General features: G+C 41.8%; 1 protein-coding gene and 3 tRNA genes. 2 read left to right on the top strand and 2 right to left on the bottom strand.

All coding sequences use genetic code 11. The features are described 5' to 3' along the window. Positions 1-199: 199 nt before the first annotated feature. Together GQS54_RS22785 and gltX are read right to left on the bottom strand one after the other, a co-directional pair. Positions 200-275, bottom strand: a tRNA-Ala gene (locus tag GQS54_RS22785). Between the two features lie 109 nt (positions 276-384). Next, positions 385-1,794: a glutamate--tRNA ligase gene (gene gltX / locus GQS54_RS22780; protein WP_166426208.1), complete on the bottom strand. Its 1,410-nt coding sequence runs from the start codon at positions 1,792-1,794 to the stop codon at positions 385-387. Positions 1,795-2,410: 616 nt separating this feature from the next. Between gltX and GQS54_RS22775 the strand changes: the two genes are divergently transcribed. Together GQS54_RS22775 and GQS54_RS22770 are read left to right on the top strand one after the other, a co-directional pair. Beyond that, positions 2,411-2,486, top strand: a tRNA-Val gene (locus GQS54_RS22775). A 168-nt stretch (positions 2,487-2,654) separates the two neighbouring features. After that, positions 2,655-2,730: transfer RNA gene (locus GQS54_RS22770), tRNA-Val, on the top strand. The last annotated feature ends 184 nt before the right edge of the window (positions 2,731-2,914 follow it).

Here is a 2,914-nt window from a genome sequence, read left to right as displayed (position 1 = left end):
CCTGTTACCGCCGTGAAAGGGCGGTGTCCTAGGCCTCTAGACGATGGGGACAGAAACTTTGTTTATCGAAGCAAGCTCCGATAAATTTCTGTAAGGTGAGTCGAGCCTGCGAGAGGAACGGCCTAATCTTACAAAAACTAAAAATCTGTCTATATCATCACATTTACTGGCCTAGGTATGCCGTAAATGCTCCTTGATATGGTGGAGCCAGGCGGGATCGAACCGCCGACCTCTTGCATGCCATGCAAGCGCTCTCCCAGCTGAGCTATGGCCCCATACTTAACGTAAAGCGCATTTGCTTTGACTAAGTGGGTGTCGTTCCGTGACAGCGGGCGCATTCTAGGCACCCCCCCCTTTTATGTCAACGATTTTTTTAAAATTTATCTAGGATTGTTGTCTGTTTGCTATATATATGAGCGCTTTGTCTATACGTTGAACAATCTGCTCAATTTTTAACAAATTTAATGTCGCGTCCAATGACGGTGAATTACCTGAACCTGTCACAGCTACACGTAAAGGCATACCCACTTTGCCCATACCAACCCCTAAATTTTCAGCAGTTTGGTTAATTGCAGCATGAATCGTTTCTGCATTCCATGTATCCAACGCCTCTAATGAGGCTTTAACAGCTTCAAGGGCTTCTTGAGCGACAGGCCGAAGATGTTTTTTCGCCGCTTTTTCATCAAAACTGTCATATTCTTCATAGAAGTATCTGCTTATCTCGGCAAGCTCTTTCAACGTTTTTACGCGATCGGCTTGCACGCTGATAACATCTTCAAGTGTTGGTCCGTTACTTATGTCGATACCTTGCTGATCAAAATGCCATTTTGCATATGGCAGCACTTCATGCACAGGAAGCTCTTTAATATAATGCTGATTCAACCAAATCAACTTATCGGTATTAAAAGCTGATGCCGATTGCCCTATTGCATCTAAACTAAATAATTCAATCATTTCCTCTTTCGAGAAAATCTCTTGGTCACCGTGAGACCACCCAAGTCGTACCAGATAATTCAACAATGCTTGTGGTAAGAAACCATCGTCACGGTATTGCATCACACTAACCGCTCCATGACGCTTAGATAACTTCTTACCATCATCACCTAGGATCATCGAAACATGCGCATATTCAGGCACTGGCGCACCAAGTGACTTTAATATATTAATTTGCCGAGGCGTGTTGTTAATATGATCTTCTCCGCGCACGACATGGGTAATACCCATATCCCAATCATCCACAACAACACAAAAATTATAGGTTGGCGTACCATCGCTGCGTAAAATAATAAGATCGTCTAATTCACTATTGGCAATTTCGATATTGCCACGAATATGATCCTTAACAACGACTGTACCTTCCAGTGGGTTTTTAAAGCGAACAACAAAGGGCTGGTCTTCTGGGTAATCTGTTCGGTCACGCCAAGTGCCTGGGTAACGGGGCTTCTCGCCATTCGCTTTTTGCTTTTCTCTTATATCGTCAAGCTCAGCACTGCTCATAAAGCATTTATATGCCTTCCCATCTTCTAACATCTCATTAATCAACGCTTTATAGCGGTCAAAACGGTGTGTTTGATAATAAGGTCCATCGTCCCACGTCAAACCTAACCATTCCATACCCTCTAAAATGGCATCAATTGCTTCTTGGGTTGAACGTTCAATGTCAGTATCTTCAATACGAAGAACAAATTTTCCACCTTGGCTTTTGGCGTACAACCAAGAATAAAGTGCTGTGCGTGCACCGCCAACATGTAAAAATCCAGTAGGGCTCGGAGCGAAACGGGTGACCACGGTCATGGTATAAATAATCCTATTGCTAAAAATTGCCAGCATTTTACCAGTCAATGGGCCCCAGAAGAAAGGTTAAACGGAGAATGCACCGTTAAGTTCTAAACAAACTTGTTTAAGTCGTCACGTTTACGCTCAAAGAATACGCTGAAGGCGGAGTAATTGGCCCCTCGTCAAGATTAACTTTTACAGATGGTTGTATAAGTAGCTACGTTATAAGTCGTAAGATTAAAGTTAAAGTTAAGGTTAAGGTTAAGGTTAAGGTTAAAAGCAGAGTAATCTTTTAATTGAGTCCTACAAAAAGCCAGATTAAGTAATAAAAATTATTTTTTTGGCTGTATTTCTAAAATTTAACAGCAACATTCCGCAATTTAGTCGTGAATTTATTTAAAATTAGCTTGTAGAACTCATTTATTTCATTTGTATTACCCTAGTAAATGCCATTGAAGATACGAATTCTTTCACGATTTGCGGTGTTCACAGCCCAAATTCGCACAAGTTTTAGTCTTGTCGTTGTTTTTTTATCCACTTAAACAGTTTTTTTAAATTTACAGTTGACACTTCGAAGAGCATACCTATAATAGCGCTCCACTTACCGAGGTAACTCAGTAAGCAGTACGAAAACGGTCGCTTAGCTCAGTTGGGAGAGCATCGCCCTTACAAGGCGAGGGTCACTGGTTCAAGCCCAGTAGCGACCACCACTTTTCGACAAGAAATGGTCGAGGGGCATTAGTTAACCTAGTGTACGAATAACATTTCAATATATGGTCGCTTAGCTCAGTTAGAAAAAGAGAGAGCATCGCCACCCTCTACAAGAAATGGTCGAGGGGCATTAGTTAACCTAGTGTACGAATAACATTTCAATATATGGTCGCTTAGCTCAGTTGGGAGAGCATCGCCCTTACAAGGCGAGGGTCACTGGTTCAAGCCCAGTAGCGACCACCACTTCTTGTATACCTTCTGTTCTATAATTTTCTAAAAAAACCTTATTCCTGTAGTATCTTCAACGATAAGCATCGCCGTTCTTTACAAAAGCCTAGGCGACGTGGTTCAAGCCCAGTAGCGACCACCACTTCTTGTATATCTTATGTTCTATAATTTTCTAAAAAACCCTTATTCCTGTAGTATC

The sequence above is a fragment of the Paraglaciecola sp. 20A4 genome (assembly GCF_011378905.1).
GTDB lineage: Bacteria > Pseudomonadota > Gammaproteobacteria > Enterobacterales > Alteromonadaceae > Paraglaciecola.
This window is presented reverse-complemented; position numbering and strand designations above follow the sequence as displayed.